Annotated in this window: 24 protein-coding genes, 1 tRNA gene and 1 other RNA gene; 17 read left to right on the top strand and 9 right to left on the bottom strand. The window is 45.7% G+C overall.

Annotated elements, in window-relative coordinates:
* Positions 1–7: 7 nt before the first annotated feature.
* Entirely contained in the window at positions 8–409 is a 402-nt protein-coding gene (locus tag S2091_RS16220; RefSeq protein ID WP_105532992.1) for a hypothetical protein, read from the top strand.
* 128 nt (positions 410–537) lie between these two features.
* Entirely contained in the window at positions 538–1,812 is a 1,275-nt protein-coding gene (locus tag S2091_RS16215; RefSeq protein WP_105532991.1) for a D-amino acid dehydrogenase, read from the top strand.
* An 11-nt stretch (positions 1,813–1,823) separates the two neighbouring features.
* On the opposite strand, the gene S2091_RS16210 is transcribed toward S2091_RS16215, so the two are convergent.
* Positions 1,824–2,333, bottom strand: a complete 510-nt coding sequence (locus tag S2091_RS16210; protein ID WP_105532990.1) for an Lrp/AsnC family transcriptional regulator — start codon at positions 2,331–2,333, stop codon at positions 1,824–1,826.
* Positions 2,334–2,463: 130 nt separating this feature from the next.
* Here S2091_RS16210 and S2091_RS16205 point away from each other — a divergent pair, with 130 nt between their 5' ends.
* Positions 2,464–3,618 carry a branched-chain amino acid ABC transporter substrate-binding protein gene (locus S2091_RS16205; RefSeq protein WP_105532989.1) on the top strand — a complete coding sequence of 385 codons (1,155 nt, stop codon included), beginning with the start codon at positions 2,464–2,466 and terminating at the stop codon, positions 3,616–3,618.
* Positions 3,619–3,679: 61 nt separating this feature from the next.
* Here S2091_RS16205 and S2091_RS16200 read toward each other — a convergent pair whose 3' ends face one another.
* Entirely contained in the window at positions 3,680–3,982 is a 303-nt protein-coding gene (locus S2091_RS16200) for a c-type cytochrome (protein WP_105532988.1), read from the bottom strand.
* Positions 3,983–4,122: 140 nt separating this feature from the next.
* Here S2091_RS16200 and S2091_RS16195 point away from each other — a divergent pair, with 140 nt between their 5' ends.
* Positions 4,123–4,344 (top strand): TIGR04438 family Trp-rich protein, encoded by a 222-nt coding sequence (locus S2091_RS16195; protein ID WP_105532987.1) that lies wholly within the window; start codon positions 4,123–4,125, stop codon positions 4,342–4,344.
* A 67-nt stretch (positions 4,345–4,411) separates the two neighbouring features.
* On the opposite strand, the gene ilvD is transcribed toward S2091_RS16195, so the two are convergent.
* Complete coding sequence (gene ilvD, locus S2091_RS16190) at positions 4,412–6,097, bottom strand: dihydroxy-acid dehydratase (RefSeq protein ID WP_105532986.1); 1,686 nt, start codon at positions 6,095–6,097, stop codon at positions 4,412–4,414.
* Positions 6,098–6,219: 122 nt separating this feature from the next.
* Between ilvD and S2091_RS16185 the strand changes: the two genes are divergently transcribed.
* The 3 genes from S2091_RS16185 to S2091_RS16175 are packed head-to-tail and all read left to right on the top strand — an operon-like array spanning position 6,220 to position 9,496.
* Positions 6,220–7,116, top strand: coding sequence for a LysR family transcriptional regulator (locus S2091_RS16185; RefSeq protein WP_105532985.1), 897 nt, complete (start codon positions 6,220–6,222; stop codon positions 7,114–7,116).
* Positions 7,116–7,925 carry a prolipoprotein diacylglyceryl transferase gene (gene lgt / locus S2091_RS16180; RefSeq protein ID WP_105532984.1) on the top strand — a complete coding sequence of 270 codons (810 nt, stop codon included), beginning with the start codon at positions 7,116–7,118 and terminating at the stop codon, positions 7,923–7,925. The genes S2091_RS16185 and lgt overlap by 1 nt, the downstream gene beginning before the upstream one ends.
* A gap of 26 nt (positions 7,926–7,951) precedes the next feature.
* A complete protein-coding gene (locus S2091_RS16175) occupies positions 7,952–9,496 on the top strand; it encodes a malonate--CoA ligase (RefSeq protein ID WP_105532983.1) in 1,545 nt (514 codons plus the stop codon).
* 1 nt (position 9,497) lies between these two features.
* Here the strand turns inward: S2091_RS16175 and S2091_RS16170 are convergent, their stop codons facing one another.
* The 4 genes from S2091_RS16170 to S2091_RS16155 form a co-directional block, all read right to left on the bottom strand.
* Positions 9,498–9,956, bottom strand: coding sequence for an EVE domain-containing protein (locus S2091_RS16170; RefSeq protein ID WP_105532982.1), 459 nt, complete (start codon positions 9,954–9,956; stop codon positions 9,498–9,500).
* 56 nt (positions 9,957–10,012) lie between these two features.
* A non-coding RNA gene (gene ssrS / locus S2091_RS16165) (6S RNA) lies at positions 10,013–10,194 on the bottom strand.
* A gap of 267 nt (positions 10,195–10,461) precedes the next feature.
* Positions 10,462–10,773: a cell division protein ZapA gene (locus S2091_RS16160; protein ID WP_105532981.1), complete on the bottom strand. Its 312-nt coding sequence runs from the start codon at positions 10,771–10,773 to the stop codon at positions 10,462–10,464.
* On the bottom strand, positions 10,770–10,979 hold the full coding sequence (locus S2091_RS16155; protein WP_105532980.1) for a DUF904 domain-containing protein: 210 nt from the start codon (positions 10,977–10,979) through the stop codon (positions 10,770–10,772). Before S2091_RS16155 ends, S2091_RS16160 begins: the two co-directional genes overlap by 4 nt.
* Positions 10,980–11,501: 522 nt before the next feature.
* Between S2091_RS16155 and S2091_RS16150 the strand changes: the two genes are divergently transcribed.
* Positions 11,502–12,785 (top strand): hypothetical protein, encoded by a 1,284-nt coding sequence (locus tag S2091_RS16150; RefSeq protein ID WP_105532979.1) that lies wholly within the window; start codon positions 11,502–11,504, stop codon positions 12,783–12,785.
* A gap of 112 nt (positions 12,786–12,897) precedes the next feature.
* Here the strand turns inward: S2091_RS16150 and S2091_RS16145 are convergent, their stop codons facing one another.
* The gene (locus tag S2091_RS16145) at positions 12,898–16,188 is read right to left on the bottom strand and encodes a UvrD-helicase domain-containing protein (protein WP_105532978.1); all 3,291 of its coding nucleotides are present in this window, start codon (positions 16,186–16,188) and stop codon (positions 12,898–12,900) included.
* Positions 16,188–18,980: a PD-(D/E)XK nuclease family protein gene (locus S2091_RS16140; protein WP_243405460.1), complete on the bottom strand. Its 2,793-nt coding sequence runs from the start codon at positions 18,978–18,980 to the stop codon at positions 16,188–16,190. Before S2091_RS16140 ends, S2091_RS16145 begins: the two co-directional genes overlap by 1 nt.
* 684 nt (positions 18,981–19,664) lie before the next feature.
* Between S2091_RS16140 and trxA the strand changes: the two genes are divergently transcribed.
* The 9 genes from trxA (at position 19,665) to S2091_RS16095 (ending at position 26,180) form a co-directional block, all read left to right on the top strand.
* Positions 19,665–19,991 (top strand): thioredoxin TrxA, encoded by a 327-nt coding sequence (gene trxA, locus S2091_RS16135; protein ID WP_105532977.1) that lies wholly within the window; start codon positions 19,665–19,667, stop codon positions 19,989–19,991.
* Between the two features lie 183 nt (positions 19,992–20,174).
* Complete coding sequence (rho, locus tag S2091_RS16130; RefSeq protein WP_105532976.1) at positions 20,175–21,431, top strand: transcription termination factor Rho; 1,257 nt, start codon at positions 20,175–20,177, stop codon at positions 21,429–21,431.
* A gap of 137 nt (positions 21,432–21,568) precedes the next feature.
* A complete protein-coding gene (locus S2091_RS16125) occupies positions 21,569–21,838 on the top strand; it encodes a type B 50S ribosomal protein L31 (RefSeq protein WP_105532975.1) in 270 nt (89 codons plus the stop codon).
* Between the two features lie 132 nt (positions 21,839–21,970).
* Positions 21,971–23,683 carry an ArnT family glycosyltransferase gene (locus tag S2091_RS16120; RefSeq protein ID WP_105532974.1) on the top strand — a complete coding sequence of 571 codons (1,713 nt, stop codon included), beginning with the start codon at positions 21,971–21,973 and terminating at the stop codon, positions 23,681–23,683.
* Between the two features lie 323 nt (positions 23,684–24,006).
* Positions 24,007–24,091: transfer RNA gene (locus S2091_RS16115), tRNA-Leu, on the top strand.
* A gap of 273 nt (positions 24,092–24,364) precedes the next feature.
* The gene (locus S2091_RS16110; protein ID WP_105532973.1) at positions 24,365–24,688 is read left to right on the top strand and encodes a type II toxin-antitoxin system RelE/ParE family toxin; all 324 of its coding nucleotides are present in this window, start codon (positions 24,365–24,367) and stop codon (positions 24,686–24,688) included.
* Positions 24,678–24,974 (top strand): helix-turn-helix domain-containing protein, encoded by a 297-nt coding sequence (locus S2091_RS16105; protein ID WP_243405459.1) that lies wholly within the window; start codon positions 24,678–24,680, stop codon positions 24,972–24,974. The genes S2091_RS16110 and S2091_RS16105 overlap by 11 nt, the downstream gene beginning before the upstream one ends.
* A gap of 203 nt (positions 24,975–25,177) precedes the next feature.
* Positions 25,178–25,282 carry a hypothetical protein gene (locus S2091_RS24725; RefSeq protein WP_341477005.1) on the top strand — a complete coding sequence of 35 codons (105 nt, stop codon included), beginning with the start codon at positions 25,178–25,180 and terminating at the stop codon, positions 25,280–25,282.
* Positions 25,283–25,874: 592 nt separating this feature from the next.
* The gene (locus S2091_RS16095) at positions 25,875–26,180 is read left to right on the top strand and encodes a hypothetical protein (protein WP_105532971.1); all 306 of its coding nucleotides are present in this window, start codon (positions 25,875–25,877) and stop codon (positions 26,178–26,180) included.
* Positions 26,181–26,386 lie beyond the last annotated feature (206 nt).

The raw sequence follows: 26,386 nt of genomic DNA, 5'->3' as shown, positions 1-26,386 counted from the left end.
ACACCAAATGAATTCCGCCCCTCACCTTGACAACAGTAGCATCCCAATTCTCACCGAGGTCATTTCACTGAATGACGTACAAGAACCGTTTACTCAGGAACAGACCAACCTTGTACAAACAGTTAAAGCCGAGCTATCAGTGCAGGTTCAACACAATCAAAGCCCGGAACAGGATTGGGAACAATTAGAAAAAACCTTGCGTGAGAATGTGCTGCGCCAACTACTCACCCGCGTCGACTTTGTTTTGGAACATCGGGTTCGGGATGGTTTGGCTGATGTATTACAAACCGCGGTAGATGGTTTAGCACAAGAGATACGACAAGGTTTAAGCAAATCACTAGAAGAAGTTATTCATCGCACGATAAGCCAGGAAATCTCCAAAATACAATCTGCAAATTCTAAAAATTAATTGCATTATTTTTTGATTAGCACTCATATTTTTAGATTTCATGTGTTGAAAAGAATGAAATTCATTCATTTTTGAACACCTAAACAAGCGATTACTTTTACAATCTAGCCTATCAATTAGGGGAATTCATGAAGGTCATCGTATTAGGTGCCGGCATTATCGGCACAGCATCGGCGTGGTTTTTACATAAAGCAGGACATGAGGTTTGCGTTATCGACCGTCAACCCGGCGCTGCGCAAGAAACTAGTTTTGCCAATGGCTGCCAAATTTCCGTTTCACATTCCGAACCTTGGGCCAATCCTTCTGCCCTACTTAAAATTTTAAAATCGCTGGGGCAAGAAGACGCCCCTTTGCTGTATCGTTTTCGTGCTGATTGGTTGCAATGGAAATGGGCGCTGAGTTTTTTGCGCGAATGCGCGCCAGGCCGCGCTGCACAAAACATCCGTCCAATCGTTGCTCTTTGCGAATACAGCCGCCGAACTTTGCAAGACGTGCGTGTCGATACCGGCATTAACTATGATTGCTTAAATAAAGGTATTCTGCATTTTTATACCGATCAAAAAGAATTTGATGCGTCATTACCTGCAGCGCAACTGATGCGTGAATTAGGCTGCCCGCGTGAATCGATCAATGCAGCAGAAGTGCTGCGCATGGAACCGGCGCTCGCCAGTAGTAGCAAAAAAATAGTCGGTGGTGATTTCACTGCGAACGACGAATCAGGCGACGTCTTTAAATTCACCACCGGCTTGGCACAAAAAGCAGCAGAAGCTGGCGTTAATTTTCAATTCAACACGCAAATTACCCGCTTAATTACGGAAGGTACGGGCCAAGCCCGTAAAGTTATTGGCGTCGAAATTATTCATCCCGACGGGCATCATGCGGTGTTATATGCAGATGCCTTCGTGGTCGCAATGGGTAGTTTTTCAGTGCCGATTTTAGAGCCGTTAGGGATAAATTTGATGCTTTATCCGGGCAAAGGTTATTCAGCAACTTATGCCATCAAAAACCCCGATGCAGCTCCAACGATTTCGCTTATTGATGACGGCTTTAAATTAGTTACATCGCGCTTGGGCGACCGTCTGCGAGTAGCTGGCACTTGTGAGCTGAACGGCTACACACGGGATTTAAATGACACCCGTTGCGCAGCACTGACACGGCGCACCCGCGAATTATTTCCCGATGCCTGCGATTATGAAAATCCCATTTACTGGGCTGGCTTACGCCCGTTAACCCCATCCAACGTACCCTACATAGGCAAAACCAAGATCAGTAATTTATTCTTAAATACCGGCCACGGCACCTTGGGTTGGACGATGGGTTGTGGTTCAGGCCAGGCGATTGCGGATATCGTATCAGGACGTTTGCCTGATGTAGATTTTACGTTTACGGGATTTACAAATTAATCTGCACACACTTATTTAGCTTTACGCACCACAACTTCAGCCGCTTTTTCATCAAACCCAATCCGGGTTGAAAATTTTGCGCATTTCATCGGAAAACGGGAATGAAAGTGTTTCACATTCCCCGATCCAGAAATAACTTTACGCACGAACTGATAATACGCATCCATATCAATCACATGCACCACCACAAAATAATCATATTCGCCAGACACAAAATAGCATTGCATTACCTGGCCTTCTTTAGCCATACGCTGCTCAAAAGCGGTCATCGATTCTTCACTTTGATTCGATAATGACACTTCCAAAAATGCCAGCATTCCATAACCAAGCGCAAAAGGATCAACCATAGAAACGTCGGCACTAATCACCCCTGCCTGACGCATGTCGCGGATCCGGCGAAGGCAGGTTGGTTGTGAAATATGGACTTTTTCGGCGAGCACTCTGGTAGCAATTTGATTATCTTTTTGTAGCAAATTGAGGATTTTTCGGTCTACTTTATCAAGGACGTGTTGTTTAGACATGGTGAATAATTAAATTTATTTAAAAAAATTAATATTAAGTTCTTTTCAGAAATATCATTTTGATATACCTTCTTACAATTCAGAATCCTGAAATTTTTTCGCTATTGAGTTTTTATCTTCGGAGAAGAGTATGCAAATTAAATCAACAATGATTCCATTAGTAGCCGCCATTGCATTTGCTTTTGCTGGTTCAACATTCGCAGCAGATGACATGATCGTGAAAATTGGCCATGTAGGTCCAATCTCCGGTCCGAGCGCTCACTTAGGTAAAGATAACGAAAACGGCGCCAAAATGGCGATCGAAGAATTGAACGCCAAAGGTACCATGATCGGCGGCAAAAAAGTAAAATTTGAACTACTAACCGAAGATGACGGTGGCGATCCAAAACAAGGCACAGCAGCAGCGCAAAAATTAGTCGATGCCAAAGTAAACGGCGTTGTTGGTCACTTGAATTCGAGCACGTCAATTCCTGCTGCAAAAATTTACCATGACGCTGGTATTCCGCAAATTTCACCGTCGTCAACAGCAACCGCCTTCACATCTATGGGCTACAAATCCACTTTCCGGGTGGTCGCTAACGACGGACAGTTAGGCGGCACTTTAGGCCGTTATGCGGTGCAAACACTGAATGCTAAAACAATCGCGGTAATTGATGACCGCACTGCTTATGGCCAAGGTGTTGCAGATGAGTTTGTTAAGGGTGCAAAAAGCAAAAACCCGGTAATTAAACTCGCCCTACGCCAATTCACCAACGACAAAGCCACCGATTTTAATGCGATTTTGACGTCAATTAAAGCAGCCAAACCCGATGTCGTATTCTTTGGCGGCATGGATTCAGTTGCAGGCCCGATGTTGCGCCAAATGAAGGCGTTAGGCATCAAGGCTAAATTTATGGGTGGCGACGGCATCTGCACAACAAAATTACCTGAATTAGCCGGCGATGGCATCATTGATGATCAAGTTATCTGCGCTGAAGCTGGCGGTGTTGTCGATGCTCAGAAAAAAGCCAATGATGATTTCCGTGTCGCTTTCAAGAAGAGATTTGGTGCAGAGGTAATCATTTACGCCCCTTATGTTTATGATTCGGTGATGACATTAGCCGATGCAATGCAGCAAGCTAAATCTTCTGACCCAGCAGTTTATTTACCATTTTTGCAAAATATTCATCACAAAGGTATAACCGGCGACATCGTTTTTGATAAAAAAGGCGATATTAAAGACGGTACATTAACCATGTACACGTTCAAATCTGGTAAGCGTGAGCTGATGGGCGTAGTCAAATAATTTGCCCGTGTTACACATAAAAAAAGCACCTAGGTGCTTTTTTTTTCGACTATAACTTAAATTATTTGGCTTTAAGTATCCACTTAACCAAAATATGCGCTTCCGCTTCAGTTACTTGTGGATTCGGTGGCATTACCATCGCTCCCCAAGTACCGCTACCACCGTTCATTACCTTTTGAACCAATTTATCTTCGGCGTCTTTTTGTCCGTTATATTTTTTTGCAACGTCTTTATAGGAAGGTCCGACCAACTTAACCTCAACCGAGTGACAAGACATACAATTTTTTGATTTTGCTAAATCCAGATTTGCCATTGCCGCACTGGAAGCAAAAACAGTTAGCATTACACATAACAAGCGCTTCATATAACTCTCCGATAAATAATCCATGTAATTTATGACTTTTCAACTAAACTCATTCTCATCATTGAAAATAATCTTAATACATATTTATAAATTTATGTAATTATTACGCAATACAATAATTACCCCAAGGAAAGATAACTATGATTTTGATTTTGCTTACTGTAACACTTGCTGGGTTAAAATATTTTGAAGTAAGTTTTATGGCAAATATTTCGTGGTGGTGGATAACTGGTTTATTTTTCTTTACCTTTATTTGGTTCGAATTTATTGAACGCGTATTGGGTTTAGATAAGAAAAAAGCACACAAAAAGTTTGATGAAATTCATAAAACCCGTGCAAAAAAAATGTTTGATAAAAAATAACGCCAAATATAAAAAGCAAGGCTTCCCTTGCTTTTTACCACTTCCAATTACTACCTTAGCCTTAACTTTAGCCGGTTACAGCCCCTTTACTAGCACTACTAGTCAGCGCGGCATATTTAGCCAATACACCGCGTGTATAGCGTGGTGCTGGTGCCGTCCACGCTGCTCTGCGCTTGGCTATTTCAGCCTCTGGCACGTTTAGCTGAATTAACTGATCTAAAGCGTCAATGGTGATGGAATCGCCTTCATTTACCAAAGCAATTGTGCCGCCGACAAAAGCCTCTGGCGAAACATGTCCCACCACCATTCCCCAGGTACCGCCAGAAAACCGCCCATCCGTCACCAGCCCAACCGACTCACCTAAACCTTTGCCGATAATCGCGGAAGTAGGTGCCAACATTTCCGGCATTCCCGGCCCACCTTTCGGCCCTAAGTAACGCAATACAATGACATCACCAGGCACAATTTTGTCACCCAATATGGCTTCCATCGCGCTGCTTTCATCTTCAAATACACGTGCCGGGCCGGTAATAACCGGGTTTTTCAAGCCGGAAATTTTTGCCACACAACCTTCCGGCGATAAATTTCCTTTTAAAATTGCCAGATGCCCTTTTGCATAAAGCGCATTCTGGATGGTTCTGATCACCGGATGTTCGGCACTGGGCTGATCCGGTACACCAGCCAACTCTTCCGCCAACGTACGGCCAGTAATGGTCATGCAGTCGCCATGTATTAAGCCCGCATTCAGCAATAATTTCATCACTTGAGGGATACCTCCGGCTTTATGCAAATCGGTCGCCACATACTGCCCTGACGGCTTTAAGTCACAGATAACCGGCACTTGTAAGCGCACTCGTTCAAAGTCATCCAAAGTCCATTCAATTTCAGCAGCGTGTGCAATCGCCAGATAATGCAATACCGCGTTAGTAGAGCCGCCGATAGCCATAATCACCGCCACGGCATTTTCTATCGATTTTTTAGTAATGATGTCGCGCGGTTTTAAATCGCGCTTAACTGCTTCCATTAACACCCGCGCCGACTGTGCTGCCGAACCGGTTTTTTCATCATCCGGATTCGCCATCGTGGAAGAATATAACAGAGACATTCCCAACGCCTCAAAAGAAGAAGACATGGTATTTGCCGTGTACATACCGCCGCAGGAGCCAGAAGATGGGCAGGCGTTTTTTTCGATTCCATCAAAATCTTCTTGCGACATTCGCCCAGCGGTAAATTCACCGACAGCTTCAAAAGCCGAAACAATAGTTAAGTCACGCCCTTTCCAGTTACCGGGCTTGATGGTACCGCCATAAACGTAAATCGACGGTACATTAGTGCGTGCTAGCGCAATCATCCCACCCGGCATATTTTTGTCGCAACCGCCAATCACAACACAACCATCCATCCACTGCCCATTCACCGCAGTTTCAATACAGTCGGCAATCACCTCGCGTGAGATCAGCGAATACTTCATCCCTTCGGTCCCCATCGACATCCCGTCTGAGATAGTTGGGGTACCAAACACTTGAGGATTTGCGCCGACTTCCTTCAAGGTTTTAATGGCTATATCCGCCAATTTTTGCAGCCCTGAATTACACGGCGTAATAGTCGAATGACCGTTTGCCACCCCTACCATCGGCTTATCAAAATCCGACTTTTCATAGCCCATGGCGTAATACATAGAGCGGTTAGGGCTGCGCGAAACACCTTGAGTGATATTTTTGGATCGCCGATTGAAATTAGAATCTGTGCTCATGACTTGCTCCGTTAGGGACAACATAAAAAACCATAGAATGCCTTGCCGAAAAACCCCTGTCCAATATATGATTAACGTACTATCGATATGTTTAACATATGAATCGCAGATGAAAATTACCGATGAATCTTGAGTTACGCCAATTACGTTACTTTATCGCCGTTGCAGAAGAGTTACATGTAGGCCGTGCAGCGCAGCGCTTACATATGACGCAACCACCTCTTTCACAAGCCATACAAGGCTTGGAAGCGATGCTTGGTGCCGATCTGTTCATCCGGCAAAAACGCGGCATTACCTTGAGCGCCGCCGGACATGCCTTACTACCTGAAGCCCGCCGGCTGATTAAAGACAGCCTGGCTTTGCCGGAATTAGTACGTTGCGCTGCCCTTGGTGAAGTTGGGCACATCTCGCTCGCTTTTGTATCTACTGCCGATTACAACTTATTACCGCCGTTGCTACGTGATTTTAGAAGCCGTTATCCACAAGTACAAATTAGCTTACGCGAAGCGACCAGTGATGTACAACTGGAAGCACTACGGCTAGGGCAAATTGATCTGGGACTGATGATTCCACCGATCCCAGAAAAACTGGCTGACATGCTGAACTACCAGGCCATTTTGTCCGAACCATTAATTCTCGCTGCACCCAGTGATTCAACTTGGCTGAGTAATAAGCTGCAAGTTTCACTTCTAGAATGTCAGGGGCAACCGCTAATTATTTTCCCACGCGCTATCGCCCCAGCCTTTTACGACAGCATTTTAGGATGCTTTCAAAGCGTCGGAATAACTCCTGAAATTGGTCAGGAAGCAATCCAGATGCAGACCATTATCGGACTGGTTTCTGCTGGCATGGGAATCGCACTTGTGCCACAATCCGTTTCTAACTTAAAACGTCCAGGCGTGGTCTACCGCGAGCTGGAACAAATTACCCCATTAATTGAAACTGGCCTGGCGTGGCGTCGCGATAACCATTCGCCAGTTTTACATGCGTTTATAGAGCTAACACGAAAGAATAAATAATGCTGATTCACCCCATGCCCGATCCAATTGCACTCCAAATAGGCCCACTCGCCATCCATTGGTATGGGCTAATGTATATGCTGGCGTTTATTTTGTTTCTGGCGGTGGGCAGAATCCGTTTGAAACAAGCACATATTGCCGCAGCAGGATGGCGTTATGAACATCTGGAAGACATGCTGTTTTATGGCGTGCTCGGTGTTGTGGTCGGTGGACGTTTAGGCGAAGTACTGTTTTATCACCCTGAATATTATTCCGAGCATCTGCTGGAAATATTTGCAGTATGGAAGGGCGGAATGTCCTTTCATGGTGGCTTTTTAGGCGTACTTTTAGCACTGGCCATCTGGTCAAAAAAATCCGGCCGCAACGTATTGGATGTCTATGATTTAATCGCTCCTTTAGTGCCGCTCGGCTACGCTTGCGGCCGAATCGGTAATTTTATTAATGCTGAATTATGGGGCCGGGTAGCCGATCCAAGCTTACCGTGGGCAATGATTTGGCCTAATGTCGATCAACTGCCGCGCCACCCTTCACCGATATATCAAGCCTTGGTCGACGGCGTATTGGCATTTATTCTGCTTTGGATTTATGCCCGCAAACAGCGTCCACGCTTAGCGGTTGGTGCAATGTATGTGCTGCTATACGGCTGTGCGCGTTTCTTCACCGAATATTTCCGCGTACCAGATTGGACTGTTGATGTCGTCGGCGTTCAGATTTCAGCAGGGCAAGTACTTTCCGTACCGATGATTATTTTTGGTATCGGCGCACTTTATTTTTCCTATCATTTTGAAAAAAAACCTGTCACAGCATAAAAAACACCGAATTTCATTGATAAACCATGTCTAAAAACGCTAATTTATTTTCGCTTATTGAAGCAAATTTCCCCACAGATTTAAGCGCACCTTGCCTAAAAATGCCACAAGGTACGGGGTTTATCAATGAGTACAGCTGGGATGATCTTCAAAAAGCCAGCGCCAAAATTGCCAACTTACTGACCAGCCTGGAGCTCCCCAAAGGATCAAGAATTGCGGTGCAGGTAGAAAAATCACCTGAAGCCTTAATTTTATACTTGGCTACATTGCGTGCCGGTTTCATTTTTATTCCATTGAATACCGCCTATCAAACAGCAGAAATGCGCTATTTTATTCAAGATGCGCAACCTGCCGTCGTCGTATGTAGCCCTAAGAATTTCGGCTGGTTGGCACAACTGGCGTTTCAATTAGGTTGCAGCCATGTATTTACGTTAGACGACAAATTACCGAATCAGGGTAGTTTGTTGCAACGCGCCGCTCCGCTTTCCAGTCAATTCCAAACTGTGCAGTGTGAACCCGATCAGATAGCGTCGATTATTTACACTTCCGGCACTACTGGATTGAGTAAAGGCGCCATGCTCAGTCATCAAAATTTATCGGCAAATGCTCTTACCTTGCAAAAAACCTGGCACTGGCAAGCCAGTGATGTTCTGCTGCATAGCCTGCCTTTATTCCATGTTCATGGCCTGTTTATTTCTTCCAATGTAGCCTTAATCTCAGGCAGCACGATGATTTTCCTGCCCAAATTTGATGCGGCGCAAGTGCTTAAATTTCTTCCTGAGAGCACCGTGTTTATGGGTGTGCCGACCTACTATGTGCGCCTCTTGGAGCAAGCGGGTTTAACCGAACAATTGTGCAGCACCGTACGGGTGTTTATCTCTGGTTCAGCACCGTTACTTGCCGAGACATTCAATGCATTCCAGCAGCGCACCGCCAAGACGATTTTAGAACGTTATGGCATGAGCGAAACCAACATCATTAGCTCAAACCCTTATGACGGCGAACGCTTGAGCAATACAGTTGGGCAGGCTTTACCTGACGTGCGGATCCGCATCGTAAATAATGAGGGGCAAACTTGTGCCGAGGATGAAGTTGGTGACATTCAAGTCAAAGGCCCTAATGTTTTTAAAGGCTACTGGAATAGGCCTGAAAAAACGACGCAAGAATTTACCAAAGATGGATTTTTTAAAACCGGTGATTTAGGTAAGCTGGATAAAAATGCGTACCTGAGCATAATCGGGCGCAGTAAAGATTTAATTATTTCTGGCGGCTACAACATCTACCCGAAAGAAATTGAACTGGTACTGGACGCCTTGCCCGGCGTAGTAGAATCTGCCGTAATTGGCCTACCGCATGCCGATTTTGGTGAAGCAGTTTGCGCGGTATTGGTGTGCAATATGACTCTTGATAGCGCACAAATCATTGCTACGCTCAAAAACCAGATCGCCAATTTCAAAGTACCTAAAAAGATCTTTATGGTGAAGGAATTACCGCGCAATAATATGGGAAAAGTACAAAAAAATGTATTGCGCGATCAATATAAAGAGAGCTTTAGCTTACTCACTAGTTAATTTATTTAACATCCGCCAGCTTAAGTATCATTCGCCATTCTGCCGCACTAACCGGCGTAATGGAAAGTCGGTTGCCGCGTTTCAAGACCACCATCTCAGCCAGCTCCGGCTCGCTGCGTAATTGCGCTAAATTAATTAAGGGGGTTTTGCGTTTGGCCCGCACATCAACCAGCATCCAGCGTGGCTGTTCCGGCTTTGCTTTGGGATCAAAATAAGGGCTTTTAGGATCGAATTGCGATGGGTCTGGATAACTAGTGCTGGCAACTTCTGCCAAACCCGCTATGCCGGGTTCTGCGCAACTGGAATGATAAAACAAGACACCATCACCCACTTGCATCAGGTCGCGCATAAAATTGCGTGCCTGGTAATTACGCACGCCTACCCACGCCACTACTTGCTGCGCCAATGCGTCATCAATACTCACATCATCCGGCTCGGATTTCATTAACCAATAACGCATAGAGTTTGCTCCCATCAAATGGAAAAGCGGCTGCACTTATGTGCAGCCGCTTGAAATAAGTCCCCACCAGAGTCGCTTTGCCAGCATCCTGAACCAAAAGCGGTTCAAGTTGGCCACAGTCAGTTTAATTTCGGGTTCATCGGACAAAGCGACGCTCACACCAATCAAACAATTTCCGTAACCTATGCATATAAATGGTTCAAGGAATATATGGCAATAGCAAACACGGCAGGGAAACAAATATTACCTGAATCAGGCACGTATTAAAACAAAATTTTTTAATTATTCGTCAGCGTTTAATAGAAACAAACAATTTGCTTTTAATAGGATTTACGTAAAATTGTTCCAGCAAGATGCGCCTACGCTGACAGTACGAATAGTACGGCAAGGGGGGCGTAGCAGGGAATTCAAACAACACCGTTGTTTGCCTCCGTAGCGGCACTAGTTTGCTAGTGTGCGCCCTGCAAGGGCAACGCCGCAGGGGTGGTTTTACGTAAGTCCCCTTTTAGAATAAATTTTCTTGTGGGGTAAGCGCTTCATCCAAAACATCATTCATATCAAGAATTTGTTTTTTAACTTCTGCCATAGTGAGTTCAGAAAAAGGCCCCACAGGTCCCTTGGTCGCTAATAATTCGGCTGAAATAGTGAGTGCCGCCATCACCGCTATCCGGTCGGTACCTTTTAGCTTTGCGGCATCGCGAAGAGCGCACATTTTTTCATCCAAATAAACCGCCGCTTGCATTAACGCGGCTTGCCCGCCTTCATTACAAGAGAGCTTATAGGATTGTCCCATGATGGTGACGTCGATCTGACTCATTCTGACTCCTGCTCGGCTGATGGTAATTTTTCCAATAAAGCAGTTACACGCTCGTGGGCTTCTTGAATACGGCTCGACAAAGCTGCATTGGTTGCTGTCAATTCAGCAATTTTATGCCGCAAGTCGGTATTTTCGCCACGCATGGTCTGAGTTAATGTCGCCAATTGATCGACTTTTTTAGCCAGTTGTTGGAATTCTGAAATCATTTCGATGCGCTAGTTGTTGGGTTGATTGTCAAATTAATTGTGAACTTTATTTAGATTTAATAACTGCTTGAGTTGTTTCGTATTAACTAAAAATGGTATCACGTTCTTTGGTGATTTGAATTATTTAATAACATAAATTGATGGCAGAACATGATGATAAAAATGCGATATTGACCTCCGTTAATACAAAAAAAATAAGCACGCTCTTTTCCTTGTATTTCAGAAAACGGGCACCTAACATGCAGCTCACCAGATCCATTCACTGTTTTTCAGTTTGTGTTGCAGCGAGGAATTACGGGCTCTACAGCCTAGTTTGCACATACTGAAAAGCAATAAATAATGTTGTTGGCACCAATCTTAATGGTGCCATATTTTTTAGACTGAGCTTAAGGTGAATGCCGAAAAACCTTGAGTGGTAAACACTCTCCTAAATTGCAAGTGCGCAGGAGCGCATACACGAATTGGCTGAGGGAACCGCTTAAAACAGAGTAGGCCCAAATGTAGACTGTAGAGGAAGTAGCTATGTACACACTGAAAAGACCCGCAGATGTTGCAAAAGCCCTTGATATTGGAACTCTCAAAGACATGTGGAATGCCGCGATAGCGTATCAAAATCAAGGCGTTTATGATACCGATGCAATGTATAGCATCTATCAAGCCATGAATCCCAAGCTAACTATTCAGGATATTGGCAACGTATTTAGCGGTGTTTATGCCGACACCTATTGGAACACCACTTTTTTAGATGCCAGCTTATTGGCAAAGAGCCTGGTTCAGGCAATTGGGCTAGATCGTAGTTTAGCCACTACTTATGCGAATAACGCAATCGCACAATGGCGCGGTATTTTATCGAGAAAAAATATCAGCGATACAGGATCAATTCCTGTCGTTGGTAATTACACTGCTAGCCTGGATATTGTTTGCAATCAAAATACCCCGATTGATCCAATGGCATTGATTTCTAACTGGAATAACGAATATTGGCAGCAACCGTCAGTAGGCAAAAATTTCATTTATTCACGCTGCCAAAATATCGCTTTTAATGGTGCGATTACTAAACCGCAAGTTCAAATGTTTTATTCTTCTGGCGGCTTTAATCAACCACCGTCATCCTGGATTCAATGCTTTACAGTAAAAGATAACAACCCTATCGGCACTGTCATCACACAAGATGGCAAAACATCGCCACTTAACTGGGGTGATCGCGGATGTTCGGAAGCGTTTTATTTTAACCCTACATCACAAGATCATGTCTGCGTGATTTCAGCAACCGTATCGGAATTTTTTGCCTCCAACAACCCTAAGCAAATCCCACCAGGTAATTGGAATTCGGCTACCTGGATCACACACAATGGTGCTGCCGCCTGGCACAATGTCGATCCGCAAAGATCGGTAGAAGATACCCTGGCGTTTCACAACCAAGACGGCACCAATGAAAACTTCACGTTTTATGCACAATGCCGTAAAGTGCCAGTCGGTTCCAAAATCACATTAAGGTCAGAAGACCCTAATGCTAAATTTACTACAGGCACCGTCAACATTGATAATCCTTCGCAACTGGTGCAATTGCAAGTGAACTTGCCTGCGTACCACAAGGGGCAGCTTAAAGTTAAATTAGAAGGCCCTGATGGTCGCTGCCTGCCAGTGACCGCAGCAGTGGAAGTGAAAATGGCATGGAGATTGAGCCACAGCCATGATTACTATGCCGACGCAGTTGCCACTTTTGGCAACACAAATCAGCACAATGCCAATCGTGAAATCCAATTGGATATGGGTACGTTCACTATTTTAGGCTCAGGTAAATAAGCTCTGTCTTTAAGATTGATTTTTAAAACAAATCTCTAAGTTCTGTTTTTAAGTTCTAATTCGCGTGCGCGTAGTTGGCGCACGCGATTTTTGCGCTGAAAACATCAGCACTCTAAGCCAGCAACTCCACCAAGCTACCGTCCGCCAAAATTAATCCTGCACAGATTTTTTCTTGACGATAAATTTGACTTAGAAGAGCGCAATACTCTTCCAACTGCGCTTGATATGCCGCACGTTCCATTGTTAATAATTGCCGTTTAAAATCCAACACCCAAACGGCATCATCGAATACAACAACTCTATCCAAACGATGTACTTTATTGTCGCTGATGATTTCCATTTCATTACGCGCAAAACGGAACTGGGCTGGATTAAAGAAGCGTTCCAATTCGGATTTTTGCAAGATGGCCTGAGCTTGTTCACGGATAATTTGTGCCAAGCCCGCACTACACGCCAGCCATTGCGCAATCGTTGCCGTATCTGGGAAGACAATCGGCCAAGGCGCACCGGGGCCGGTTAAGCGCTCCATTAAGCTGTGTAAGGCAATGCCTTCCAATTGCGCCTCGCTACCTGCATCACTGTGTACATTATCAATAAATGGCAATGCCAAATCAGGTGCCACAAAGCTGGTCAATTCAAACTGGGTGGCTTGCGCACCCAACTCTGCACTAGCCGTTTGAATGGCCATGAATTCGTCAACTTCTTGCAGTCGCTCATACCAACTATTCGCCGCAATAGCGGTTTTAGCACCGGCTACGCCGCTAATAATCAAACATTGCTTGGCACGGGTCGCTGCCACATACAGCAAATTCCAATTTTCTTGCTCGGCAAGTTGCTGCTCCTGATTAAACAAAACATCACGCGCCGCGCCGCGCTGGTTCTTGCGTCCGAATGCCGAGAAATGTTTTTGCTGAGAGCCTTCATCCAGCGGCCATTCGCACAAAATACCTAATGAATCTTTAGCGCCTTCGCTGTGATTGGCATCCAGTATCACCACCACCTTGGCCTCTAAACCTTTGGCGCTATGAATAGTAAGAATACGCACCGCATCTGCGTTACTTTCCACATTGGATTCGTCCGGCGAGTCACCTTCATCACCCAATTGAACTTCACTTAACGCCGCTATAAATTTAGGCAGACTTGGGTAACGCCCCGCATCCATATTCAACGCCAATTCAGTAAACGCCGCTAAATTTCCAATTACCTGATTACGGCCTGCATAGGCCGCATGTTGCGCATAACGCTGTACCAACTCACCTTGATGCAAAATACGGTCTAACAAATCATGCACAGGTAAAAAATGTGCCGCATCCATCCAGTCTTGCAATAACTGTTTAGCGCGGTTCAGTATCAGGTTATCGCTATTGGTTGCCAAAAGCCGCTTCCACCATGTTGGCTCGGTGCGTTGTGCCAAAGCGATTAAATCATCATCCGAGGCGGAAATGATTGGCGACTTTAAAACATGTGCCAGCGCCTGATTATCGCTAGGCGTAATTAAAAATCTCAACAACGCGATCACATCCGCCACTTCCAACGCGTCTAACAAACCGCCGCGCCGACTCGATACAAAAGGAATTCCGACCTCACGCAACGCCGTTTCATAGGCAGACAAATGCGTGCGGCGGCGTACCAGTAACATCACTTCCGACCAGAGCAATGGCACACCTAGATCTGCCGCGTCATTCCGCGCAACCAGTAATGCTTGCGCGACCATACGCCCTTCTTCCAGGCGCCGACTATCTTCTGCTTCTTGAATTGGCGTGGTTAAGGGATTGCGCAGCCCGGCAATTTCACCGTTTTGCCCAGTATCATCTGTCACGATAACCAATGGCAAGCGCCAAACCTCACCGACGGTTTTTTCCAAGGTCGATTGCGCCGTAAATAAGGGATTTTGCGTCATGCACGCATTGAGCACGTCAACAATCATCGTTCCATTACGGCGTGTTTGATTGGTGCGCAACACATAAGCGCCTTGCGCTTGCAACATCGCACTGGCCGCTGCAAATACACGTGGATCAGCACGTCGAAAGCGATAAATCGATTGCTTAGGATCACCCACAATAAACACACTCGGGCGCTCGGAATCCGCACCATAAGCATCTAGCCAGGCCCGCACAATGCTCCATTGCAGCGGATTGGTATCCTGAAACTCATCCAGCAATATATGTTTATAACGTGAGTCCAGCCGGTTTTGCACGTAGGCCGCATGTTGTTCGGATTTTAAAAGTCGATACGCCTGCCATTCCAGATCAGAAAAATCAAACACCCGTTGTTCGGCTTTTAAGCTCTGATAAAAATCCAGATACGCCTCGCCAACCACAAACAAAGCCTGGTTAATTTGAATAACCAGCTTCTCTAAACTGCGCTGCTGACGAAGCCGTAATTGATCTGCTATTAAGCTGCACTCGTCATCAAACACAGCCGCACAATCTGCACCCAAATCTTTTTCAAGCGCCGCTTGCAGTGCTTTGGTTTTTAAATTGGAACGATTTTTATCATCCGCGCCAAAAAACTCATGGCACAGGGCAAAAAAGTTCTCCACGCTGGCACCATTGCTAATGGCAGTTTCAATCGCCACAGCGCGCTTTTGATTAGTTGCCGTGCCAAACCCTAACCAGCGCGCAATTTGGCTAATGCGCTCTAGCCACGCACTGTCACCCCACAAGGTTAGCCGTGCATCAACAGTAGCGTCCAAACCACATAATTCTTGCAACCATTCCAGTGGCGAGCCTTGTTCTGCATCTTCATTACAGGCCCACCATTCGGCACGTTTATCCAAAAATGCATCGAGTATTTTCTTGGCATTAAAATCGCCTAACTCTTCATACAATGAAATTAAAGCCTGTTTAATGTGCGCATTTTTTTCACTTTTTAATGAATTCATTAATTGGCGATACGCTTCATTACGTAATTCCGAGGTCGCTTCGGTCAAGGTGAAGCCGTGCGGAACGCCAGAATTTAACGGCGCAATTTGAATTAAACGCCCAAACCAGCTATGAAAAGTATCTAAGGCCAACGCCTGTCGGGAAGACAGCACATGCTCATACATACCACGGGCTTTGGGTATCAGTTCACCAAGTTGGGACTCACTAATACCGCGCTCAAGCAATAGCGCACTGACCTTGGCATCATCGGCCAAAGCCAGTTCCTGCAACAAATCCAGCAAACGTTGGCGCATTTCTTGCGCGGCTTTGCGGGTAAAAGTAATTGCTAATAATTCGGCAGGTTCTGCGCCTGCCAATAATAAGCGCAGCATTCGCGCTACTAACAACCACGTTTTACCGCTACCTGCACAAGCTTCCACCACTACCGAATTACGTGGATCGCAAGCCGCCGAAATAAACTGGCTAGCGCTGGAATTTTGGCTATTTACCTGATAGGCACTGATTATATTTTCTTCCATCACCAAGCTCCCTTACGGCACAAACCACGGACTTCGCAATATTGGCAAACCTGGCTAATTCCCTGTGCTGGCAGTGCTGCACCCTGACCTATCGCTGTCACATTTTGAATAATCGCTTGCTGTAATTCCTGCTGCCAAACTGCATAATTGGCGGCACTGGCATCGGCTAATTTTTCACCGGTCATTTCCAAAGCCACGTAATGTGCCGATGAAATAGTGACTTCATCGGTCGCTGCCAACAAACCATAAAACGGTAATTGCTGATCTTCGGCCTGTTTCAATTTTTTATTCAACGCGCCGATTGGTGTAGTTTTGTAATCCAGCACGGCATGCTCGCCCTGTTGGTTTACATCCATCCGGTCAATCTGGCCGCGCAAGGTGATTTGTCCGTCAGCCCATTCCAGGCTTCTTTCCAACCACACTTCACCGATTTCAAATTGCCAGCCTGATTCTGCATAACGCTGGCTCCAGGCCACGTAAGCTGGAATCACTTTTTCCCACCGTATGCTGTAACCCAAGGCAGCGGGGCTTTTTTGCAAAACATTGGTGAACATGGTCTGGGAAATTTCACGTAATAACGCTTCTTGTTTTGCCGCTGGATACAACTCCGGTTGCGCCTTCAAGCTGTCGTGGTAGGTTTTTAAAATCGCATGTAACCAGCCACCGTAATCACGTTTTTCCGGCATATCCGACAGCGTATCGATAGATGACAAGCCCAACATACGAGTGGCAAAAAATTGATACGGGCAGGCTAAAAAACTGTTGTAACCGCTGGCTGATAAATTAGCCGGTTGCAGGCTGGCGGCAGCTGGTTTGGGTTGTTGCGGAATAATAGTTGGCAATGATTGCGTGCTGAGTTGTACTTGCTGCGTTTCCAAACGCGTTAATCCTGCGCGCTGTAAGCATAAATTTAAACGCTCCAGCCACGGGCTGACGGGATTTTCTTCACCACGTTGCTGGCTTTGCCAAGACAGCACCACATCGGAGTTAGCCGACAACAATTCGGCAAAGTCGCGTAATTGCTGGCGCTGCCGTTGTTCATGGGTGATTAGACCGCATTCACGCCGTACTGCATTGGTAAAAAACAGCACTTCCTTCGGTTGCGACGGTAAATGCGCTGCATCGCAACCGGCCATTAATACAGCATCAAAGCTACGCAATCTCGCGCCGTTAAGCGGCAACATCAACACCCGCTGGTCGTGTTTAGCACCTTGCAATGCGGTGCTTTCTAACTGCAAATTAATAAACACGCGCCATTCTGCAAATGAAAAAGTATCGCTTAATTGCGAGCAATCTTCCCGCAGCTTTTCTAATAATTGGGCTACTTGCTGCCCTGCTGCATCTTGCTGCCAACTGGCGCTTATTCCAAATTCACGCAAGGTCTGCTGCGTTAGGGTTAGCCATTCAGTTAAGCTTTTATGCTGCGTGTAATTTCCTGCTGTGCTTTTTAAATTGTCGAGCAAGCCAGCGCATTCAGGCGTTTTTCCTAATGCATAGATAATCGAATCCCAACCACCGACTACATTGGCGCGCAACAAGGCCATTTCAATCGCCATCACCCAGCTGGTTTTCTCATCGAACGCGGCCATGCTTTCCGGCTCAAAATAAGGTGACTTCAGTAAATCCAATAACATCACGGTATCGGCTCTGGTCACCACGACATCAAACCAAGCGGCAAGTGCAGCAGCGGCGCGCGTGGTGGATAATTTCCAACCGGTTTCATCAGATACATGGACTTGTGCGCGTTCCAGCAAGGCGCGAATCCGACGCGCAACTACTCGGTCTTGTGCAATTAGGGCGATGCTGGTTTTACCTTGTTGTAGCCAATCTAAAATAGTCTGCGCGCCCAATTGAGCTTCTTGTTCCAGACTGTCGGCAGCTAGTGTGCGGATGTTATTGAGCGGTGCAGAAATAACTAGCGCATCCGCTGCGGGCGGCTCATCCTCTTTTTCCACTACTTCTTGCCAAGCAGTGCTAAATACATTCGCCAGCTTTGTAGCTCGCCAATCTAAACTAATCACTTGCACGGCCTGTTTTTTTGCATAGGCAGTTAAAAATTGTTGCTCTAATCCGTCTGGTACAACTGGATTCAACCACAGCAAAGGATCGGGTGCATGCTCTGCCAGGCGCAGCATTTTTTGAAAGCGCAAACTGATCGCATCTTGCCCATCTAATTGACTAGTCCAGATTTGCCATACCAATTGCGCTTCATCCGATAACACTTGTTGCACCGGCATAGGCAACGACGCCAAGGCTTGATGCCAGACCTGTTCTGCCTGTGCTAGGTTTTTATTCAACCCCGTTTCATTTACCACCAGCGGCAGCATGGCTTGCGTCAGTTCATCGGACAAAGTCAGCAGAGTTTGCGCTAACGGTAATAAATCAGTATTTTTACGCGCTGAAAATAATTTCTTGAGCCAGCCATGTTCGCGTAACTGCGCATACAAAGCCATTAAGCGTTCGCTCTCGGACACCGCGGCCTTTGCATCAGCAGCAGGAATTTGCAGCGCTAGCCAGGCCGATAACGTATTGATGCGCGGCGGAATAAAATTGCCATTCAATTGCTGCGCCATTGCGCGTATCAACAAACTGGCATGTTCGTACGCGGGCACAATCACGCGCAACGCAGAAAAATCCAGCTCGGAAGACCGTGACGCATCTGCAAAATTGCCATCGGGCTGCATGGCCGCAATAACTTGTTGTGCACAATCAGGCCAGAATTGTCGGGATGGGGGAAGTAACAGCGAACTTAGAGGCATAGTTGAAAGTTGCAACAGAAAAGGATTTGCCATTCTATGCGAGAAATCTATACAAACAGTCACTCATATTAAAAATCCAACAACACGCTGAACCTGAACAGCATACGATGTAATCGCCTACAACCGACTATGGCTACTCAGACTGACATCGCATTAAAATGACGCTTACGTCCTTAAAAATCAGCAAAAAAATCAAACCGAATTACATTTCAGCATACTCTGGCATATAAATTCATGATTCAAGCTATAGCGAAGTAAGTGCATTAAGCATTATATATACTGTCTAAAAGTGATTTTTACATCAATAGAATAACCATTGGATACGTTAAGTTTTTTCAAAAAACATGGGCAGTATATGAAAAAGCTCGATTCCATGCGAAAAATCATAAAAAACACCCTCAAATTCAGGCTACGCCGCTCATAGTGAACTTTTGATTAAACATCAACAACACACTACCTATTGATTGAATACGAACCCCAATCAACCTTTGCCTAAATAAAATTATCTAGCTATTCACACATTTCATAAAAATGGAGTATTATGCGTTTTCCCTACCTCAAAACACACCTCGTAGCGAAATGAACGTTCGTAGCAATAACTTCATTCCCTCACCCCAGATCACTATAAATAATCAGGGCAGTCACGCTACAGAGATGACAGGTAGATGTTACCGTTACACCACCCACTTTTTTTAATTCCCCTCTGTTGAGAAATCCATGAGCGAAAATATCAAACACATTACTGATGCATCTTTCGAAATTGATGTATTAAAATCCGACAAACCTGTATTGGTTGATTTCTGGGCAGAGTGGTGCGGCCCTTGTAAAATGATCGCGCCAATTCTGGAAGAAGTGGCTAAAGAATACGGCGGCAAAGTTATTATTGCCAAGATGGATGTCGACTCCAACCAAGAAACGCCGGCTAAATTCGGCGTGCGCGGTATTCCGACATTGATCTTATTTAAAAACGGCGTTGCAGCTGCTCAAAAAGTAGGCGCTTTAGCCAAAGGTCAATTGACCACATTTATTGACAGCAACATATAATTAGACTAGCTTAAAGTGCTCACTCAGTTTCAACATAACGCGGTAACGCCCTCAAGTTTTACTGCGTAATGAGCACTTTTAGCGAAACGAATTTAGAGCAAAAACCATTGCTTAATTTATTTATTTTTTCACACCACGTAGTTCACCTCCCCCCACCTTTATTCCCATCTCGGGACACTCAACATGCATTTATCTGAATTAAAGGCGTTACACGTCTCCGCCCTGCTAGAAATGGCAATTGGCCTCGACATTGACAACGCAGCACGTATGCGCAAACAAGAATTAATGTTTGCCATCCTTAAAAAACGCGCCAAGCAAGGCGAACAAATTTTTGGCGACGGCGCACTCGAAGTTTTACCCGACGGGTTCGGCTTTTTGCGCTCGCCGGATGCCAGTTACATGGCGTCCACCGACGACATTTATATCTCCCCTTCACAAATTCGCCGCTTCAATTTACATACCGGCGATTCGATTGAAGGTGAAGTTCGCACCCCTAAAGACGGCGAACGCTACTTTGCTTTAGTCAAAGTAGACAAAGTTAACGGCGAATCACCGGAAGCATCTAAACACCGCATCCTGTTTGAAAATTTAACGCCGTTACACCCGAATAAACCTCTTCTGCTGGAACGCGATATGCGCGGCGAAGAAAACACCACTGGCCGCATCATCGATTTGATCGCACCGATCGGTAAAGGTCAGCGCGGCTTGTTAGTCGCCTCACCAAAATCCGGTAAGTCAGTGATGTTGCAACACATTGCCCACGCCATTACCGCCAATCATCCCGACATTACGTTGATCGTTTTGCTGATCGACGAACGTCCAGAAGAAGTAACCGAAATGCAGCGCTCAGTACGCGGCGAAGTCGTTGCTTCAACCTTTGATGAACCAGCTACACGCCACGTGCAAGTTGCTGAAATGGTGCTGGAAAAAGCAAAACGCTTAGTCGAAATGAAAAAAGACGTCGTGATTTTGCTTGATTCGATCACCCGTTTAGCTCGCGCTTACAACACCGTTATCCCTGCTTCCGGCAAAGTATTAACCGGTGGTGTGGATGCCAATGCACTGCAACGTCCAAAACGCTTCTTCGGTGCAGCACGTAACGTAGAAGAAGGCGGTTCGCTGACCATTATTGCAACAGCCCTGATCGAAACCGGTAGCCGTATGGATGACGTGATCTTTGAAGAATTCAAAGGTACCGGCAATATGGAAGTGCATCTGGAACGCCGTTTGGCTGAAAAACGCACTTACCCGGCGATTAACCTGAATAAATCCGGCACACGTCGCGAAGAATTGCTGATTAAGCCTGATCAACTACAAAAAATCTGGGTATTGCGTAAATTGCTATACAGCATGGATGAGATCGAAGCGATGGAATTCATTTTGGATAAAATGAAGGGCACCAAGAACAACGCCGAGTTTTTTGAGATGATGCGTCGTTAATACGTTTGAGGTATAATGCGCCGCTGCACTACACACTGTAGCGGCATTTAATCCAGGTAAGTGACAATCAATCGGGTCAAGAAGCAGGGCGACCGACGAAGTGGTTATTGGCTGCCAAACTTTATTCAGAGGTTATTATGAGAGATGGTATTCACCCAAACTATCGCGAAGTTGTATTTCAAGATATGTCGATCGATTTCAAATTCATCACACGTTCAACAATCAACACACGTGACACGATTGAATTTGAAGGCAAAACTTATCCATTGGTAAAAATTGAGGTTTCAGCGGAATCGCACCCTTTTTACACTGGTAAACACAAAATTGTTGACACTGCTGGTCGTGTTGATAAATTCCGTAAAAAGTTCGGTACTGTTGGTTCAAAAACAGCCGCAACTGGTGATTAATTTTAATCGCTGCACGGAATGTATTATAAAAAAGCAGCTACGGCTGCTTTTTTTATTGCCAACGTAGCTACAAAAGCGTAAATTCATTGCTCTTGCACTTAAGCACCACGAATCACCTCGAATCGAACATTGATGAAGCCAGTCCGCCTACCTGCCTCAGCCACTTTAGCTCTCCCTCGTATAGGGTTATTTGCATTATGTCTGCTGTATATATTGCCCGGCTTAATCGGTCGCGATCCTTGGAAAATCGGCGGTGACGCCACTAGCTTCGGCATTATGTGGACCATGGCGCACGGTAGTTGGCAAGACTGGTTATGGCCGCACATCGTCGGCTTACCCATGCCGGAAGAAGGCCCACTTAGCTTCTGGATAGGTGCGTTGTGCATTAAATTATTTGGCTGGCTAATCGGAGACGATGCCGCCGCACGATTCTCCAGCGTCTTATTCTTCGCACTTGGCGCAGCATCGGTTTGGTACGCTACTTATGTACTAGGTCGCCGGCAAGAAGCGCAACCATTACAACTCGCTTTTGGTGGACAACCAGAACCGCAAGATTTTGGCCGTACCTTAGCCGATGGCGCACTATTAATTTATTTGGGTAGTTTAGGCTTGCTGATTCAAAGCCATTTAACTGGCCCAGTCGCGCTCCAAATATCACTGGTAGCATTTGTGTTGTACATTGCTATCCGCTTGTTTGATATTGACGCTGAACGACCTGCCTCAGCGGGTAAATACGCCCTCATTTTAGGAATCGCACTTGGGCTACTGATCCTTACGCGTGGCTGGTTAATTCCGCTAACGCTTTGGACAACCTGCTTATTGCTGGCCGGATTTCGCTACAAACGATTATTAACGTATCTCGCCTTAATCACTTTTCCCGCGGCGCTTGCTGTCACCTCAATCTGGTTGCTGAGCTGCAAATTTGCTCTTCCATTTAATAGCTCGCCGTACGCCGCATGGATGCAATGGAACAAGCAAGAATTTTTCCGCCCAAGCTACACCAGCCTGCACTATTTCATCAAATACAGCGCCTGGTTTACCTGGCCAGCGTGGCCGTTTGCCAGTTGGGCCGTGTACGCATGGCGCAAGCAAACCGCCGCATTACACATCGCATTGCCACTGAGTTTTTTACTCGCTTTAGTTGCATTGGCGTTTTGCAGCCCCTACGCAGAACAAAGCAGTTTAATTCCACTCATACCGCCGCTTGCAATACTGGCCGCGTTTGGTCTGCCCACCATGAAGCGCGGCGCAATTAATGCCGTAGATTGGTTTTCAGTTATCGTATTTAGCATGTTTGCGCTATTCATCTGGCTAAGCTGGATCGCCATGCAAACCGGATGGCCGGAACAACTCCACCACAACGTGTTTAAAACCGTGCCCGGCTTTACGGCACAATTGAATCCCCTCGCGTTCATCATCGCGCTGATCTCAACCGGCGCCTGGCTCAAGCTGGTTCACTGGCGCATTTCCCGCAGCCCTAAAGTGCTATGGCGCGCCGTTGTTTTATCCAGCAGCGGTGTCATTCTTTGTTGGTTGCTCAGCATGACGCTATGGATGCCATGGATAGATTATCGCGTCAGTTACCAGCCGTTAGCAAAAGAAATTGCCGCACATTTACCGCCACAATACAACTGCGTTGACACCAACATCAACCCAGCTCAACGTGCGTCCTTTGCCTACTTTGGCAACATCCATTTTGCCGACTTCAATCTGCAAAAATGCGATTATTTCCTGGCTCACCGCCACGCACCAAAACCCCTGAACTATCCAGATAGTGAAGCAATTTGGGAAGGACATCGCGCTGCAGATAAATCAGAACGATTTATGTTATTTAAAAATAATTAAGTCGAGAGGAAGAGAAATTCGGAGGGGAATGCTGGAGTCGTAATTCAGCAACATTATTGAATCGGTGAACCTTCAATAATACCCCTCAAATGCCAACAATCTCACATTTTCACTAAAAATTACTTGCGCCAAATTTCCGGCTGTATCATAATAGCGACATGCGTTGCCGAGATGGCTTAAAGGTTCAACGCGTAGGATTTAAAAGACGGAATGTCTGAAATTTATTGAGATTCAATCACAATAAATAAAATAAAAAGCTTGTAAAGTTTTTTATAGAATCCGAACTCAGCTAACTACCAATAGCTGTTTTAAGTTACAAATATGCCTCGGTGGCGGAATTGGTAGACGCGCTGGATTCAAAATCCAGTTCCGAAGGGAGTGCCGGTTCGATTCCGGCCCGAGGTACCAGATAAAGTAAAAAAGCACTGATTTTTAATCAGTGCTTTTTCATTTCCGAGCGGTAGTTTCTACAGCGCAGCCTACTTTGTGTATTCAATGATTGGCCTGGTTTCGCCTACAAACATTAAACCATCTTATTCCACTGCAATCAGCGCATCGTAAATATCAATCTAACCTTGTTTTGGACGGGCCGCACTATCTGAAACTAAGCGTGAGGGGGTTTTCTTTGTCAAACATCGAAAGCGCAATTGTAATATTACGTCTTTGACGTATAATAACAAAATGCATACAATTATCGAGACACCGACATTTCAGCGATTATGGCCGCATTATTGGACGGAAGAAGAGCGGGGAGAATTTGCCGTGTGGCTGGCACATAACCCGCAAGCTGGCGATGTGGTACAAGGTTCGGGAGGTGTACGAAAAGTACGCTGGAGTCGAGAGGGTAGCGGTAAATCTGGCGGGGTAAGGGTGATTTATTTTAATCGTTTGGCGCATGGAGAAATCGTTTTACTTTTTCTGTATGCTAAAAATGAGCTTGATTCAGTAGCAGGTGAAAAATTAAAGGGAATGAAAAATGCCATCGAAAAAGCCTATGAGCGATAAAGAATTAGTGGCCTGGGAAAGTTCGCGGGATATCGCCGCCGAGTTAGAGCAGTCAATCAATGAAATGCTGACTGGTCAAGGAAAAGCCATCGTTATCACGCCTGTAGCAGAGGTGCGCTTGCAAACGGGCTTATCACAAAGTCTGTTTGCAAAGCTGTTAGGCGTGTCCGTCCGCACGTTGCAGGAATGGGAGCAAGGTAGGCGTAAGCCGTCTGGGGCGGCACAAACGTTGATCACCATAGCTCAACTTCATCCTGAGATATTGGCAGAACTTGCAGCCACTTAGATCTACTACAAATAGTGATACTAACCATAACAACGATAAAATACCTATGCCAGCGTCTGGGATGCTCTAGCAAACAATACAGAGCAAGCAGCCAATCTGCGCACCCGATCAGAATTGATGCAACAAATAGAAACTATCGTTAACGACAAAACATGGCCGCAAACTGAGAGGCCGCCAAGCAATGCGATGTAACACAGCCCCGCATGAATGATTTATTGCGTGGTCGTGTGTCGCGGTTCTCATTGGATGCATTGGTCAACATAGCCACCGCCATAGTTATCCAGCCCACTATTACCACTCTAGACTAAACAGTCCTGTTTAGCCCCATCCAAACCCACTCAGAAATCGGCCAGCTTTGGTGGGTAAATTCCCTTCACCGATCAAGCTGGGTGCAAGAAGTAAAAAAGCACTGAATTTTAATTCAGTGCTTTTTCATTTCCGAGCTACTGTATTCACACAGTAGCCTATCTTTTTAATTCCATGATGAGTCTGGTAGCCTAGCTCGCTCGAGTGTAGTTAGGCCATTTGCATCCGTGCCCATTTGCTTTTCCCTCAAGTTACCGAATCAAATGATGATACCTAAGTCCTGATCATTTAAATGAATTCTGCTTCCGCTTCATTATCAAAAATGCTTGACGCTATACACCGCATTAACTGATACTTAAGGCTTCCCTGAGAAAAAAGGGAAACAGGTATGAGAGCCTGAAATTGCAATAGTCCGCACAAAACGGCGATGCCGTTTTTTTACGTGTGTATGCTGTCGCGCCTATTCACTGGGCGGCAGTAACAGGAGCCTCCGGGCTGCTGGTTTTGACTATTGCGCCAGTCTCTCAACCTGCTATTTGCCGCCCACCCGTTTAATAGCGGGTGGCGTTCAAACTGAACTGGAAGGAACGCACCATGACCAGCACCGATCAGATACACGCGCAACAAAGTCCCCCACTTATTACCCACCTCGCCGTCGACACGATAGACGCTTATACACAGGCACGTGACATAGTCAGCGATTTTTCGGCCATTTTTGAAGTGCTCGATCATCTTGCTCTGGAAGGCCTTTGCAGTGACCGTATTTCACGCATCTTATTCCGGGCAGGATATAGTCACGCGACTGAACAGCTCAAATTCCTGGATGAAAAAATCGTCGATGCTTATCAGACATTGGATGAATTGAAGGCGGACAGCAATCACGCTGCCAATACCAAATAGTAATGCCGATTAAAGCCTAGGTTCACTTAGTGTTGGTTTCCAAGAATTCGCAGTGCCTTGAACTTGCAGCTGCACTTTCGTGAACCTTGCTTTTTATTCTGACGTAGCTAGCTGGATGGATTGATGCATCAAACAGATTGAATAAATGAATGTTTTATCAGCGTGGGGTTGTAAAACTTCAATAAATTAAGTTCAAAGACCGCTAC

It is taken from the genome of Solimicrobium silvestre (assembly GCF_002976435.1).
Lineage (GTDB): Bacteria > Pseudomonadota > Gammaproteobacteria > Burkholderiales > Burkholderiaceae_D > Solimicrobium > Solimicrobium silvestre.
Note: the sequence above shows the minus strand (reverse complement) of the source record. Positions and strands in the feature narration are given on the sequence as shown.

Bases quoted from the DNA above. Each gene is read 5' to 3' on its own strand.
- lgt (WP_105532984.1), top strand. From the start codon at position 7,116: ATGCTGATTCACCCCATGCCCGATCCAATTGCACTCCAAATAGGCCCA.
- rho (WP_105532976.1), top strand. From the start codon at position 20,175: ATGCATTTATCTGAATTAAAGGCGTTACACGTCTCCGCCCTGCTAGAA.
- S2091_RS16205 (WP_105532989.1), top strand. From the start codon at position 2,464: ATGCAAATTAAATCAACAATGATTCCATTAGTAGCCGCCATTGCATTT.
- S2091_RS16150 (WP_105532979.1), top strand. From the start codon at position 11,502: ATGTACACACTGAAAAGACCCGCAGATGTTGCAAAAGCCCTTGATATT.
- S2091_RS16220 (WP_105532992.1), top strand. From the start codon at position 8: ATGAATTCCGCCCCTCACCTTGACAACAGTAGCATCCCAATTCTCACC.
- S2091_RS16195 (WP_105532987.1), top strand. From the start codon at position 4,123: ATGATTTTGATTTTGCTTACTGTAACACTTGCTGGGTTAAAATATTTT.
- S2091_RS16185 (WP_105532985.1), top strand. From the start codon at position 6,220: ATGAATCTTGAGTTACGCCAATTACGTTACTTTATCGCCGTTGCAGAA.
- S2091_RS16210 (WP_105532990.1), bottom strand. From the start codon at position 2,333: ATGTCTAAACAACACGTCCTTGATAAAGTAGACCGAAAAATCCTCAAT.
- S2091_RS16125 (WP_105532975.1), top strand. From the start codon at position 21,569: ATGAGAGATGGTATTCACCCAAACTATCGCGAAGTTGTATTTCAAGAT.
- S2091_RS16200 (WP_105532988.1), bottom strand. From the start codon at position 3,982: ATGAAGCGCTTGTTATGTGTAATGCTAACTGTTTTTGCTTCCAGTGCG.
- S2091_RS16155 (WP_105532980.1), bottom strand. From the start codon at position 10,979: ATGATTTCAGAATTCCAACAACTGGCTAAAAAAGTCGATCAATTGGCG.
- S2091_RS16175 (WP_105532983.1), top strand. From the start codon at position 7,952: ATGTCTAAAAACGCTAATTTATTTTCGCTTATTGAAGCAAATTTCCCC.
- S2091_RS16145 (WP_105532978.1), bottom strand. From the start codon at position 16,188: ATGGAAGAAAATATAATCAGTGCCTATCAGGTAAATAGCCAAAATTCC.
- S2091_RS16105 (WP_243405459.1), top strand. From the start codon at position 24,678: ATGAGCGATAAAGAATTAGTGGCCTGGGAAAGTTCGCGGGATATCGCC.
- ilvD (WP_105532986.1), bottom strand. From the start codon at position 6,097: ATGAGCACAGATTCTAATTTCAATCGGCGATCCAAAAATATCACTCAA.
- S2091_RS16160 (WP_105532981.1), bottom strand. From the start codon at position 10,773: ATGAGTCAGATCGACGTCACCATCATGGGACAATCCTATAAGCTCTCT.
- S2091_RS16110 (WP_105532973.1), top strand. From the start codon at position 24,365: ATGCATACAATTATCGAGACACCGACATTTCAGCGATTATGGCCGCAT.
- S2091_RS24725 (WP_341477005.1), top strand. From the start codon at position 25,178: ATGAATGATTTATTGCGTGGTCGTGTGTCGCGGTTCTCATTGGATGCA.
- S2091_RS16215 (WP_105532991.1), top strand. From the start codon at position 538: ATGAAGGTCATCGTATTAGGTGCCGGCATTATCGGCACAGCATCGGCG.
- S2091_RS16140 (WP_243405460.1), bottom strand. From the start codon at position 18,980: ATGGCAAATCCTTTTCTGTTGCAACTTTCAACTATGCCTCTAAGTTCG.
- trxA (WP_105532977.1), top strand. From the start codon at position 19,665: ATGAGCGAAAATATCAAACACATTACTGATGCATCTTTCGAAATTGAT.
- S2091_RS16120 (WP_105532974.1), top strand. From the start codon at position 21,971: ATGAAGCCAGTCCGCCTACCTGCCTCAGCCACTTTAGCTCTCCCTCGT.
- S2091_RS16170 (WP_105532982.1), bottom strand. From the start codon at position 9,956: ATGCGTTATTGGTTAATGAAATCCGAGCCGGATGATGTGAGTATTGAT.
- S2091_RS16095 (WP_105532971.1), top strand. From the start codon at position 25,875: ATGACCAGCACCGATCAGATACACGCGCAACAAAGTCCCCCACTTATT.